Below are 221 nucleotides of genomic sequence, written 5' to 3' on the forward strand. Positions count from 1 at the left end.
TGCATTGTTGATCCCAAGATCAACGCCCAGGACGAGCTGCGTGTCAAGAGACACCTTCTTCAGAATAACCTTCTCTTCAAAGGAGAAGTCCAGATACCATTTCTTCCCGCGCTTTCTCAATGCCGGCGACAATTCGTTGCGAGTAGCGCATTGAAGTGCAATGTAATCGACATCGTGTTTGTCGAGTTCGACATCAACCCAGTCCCAAGTATTGCGAATGC

1 pseudogene is annotated in these 221 nt (G+C 48.4%); it reads right to left on the minus strand.

The annotated features are described in order from the left end of the window. Positions 1-221, minus strand: a pseudogene (locus tag HMPREF3036_RS12580) (IS200/IS605 family accessory protein TnpB-related protein); the annotation flags it as partial.

Source organism: Sutterella sp. KLE1602 (assembly GCF_001578585.1).
Classification (GTDB): Bacteria; Pseudomonadota; Gammaproteobacteria; order Burkholderiales; family Burkholderiaceae_F; genus Sutterella; species Sutterella wadsworthensis_A.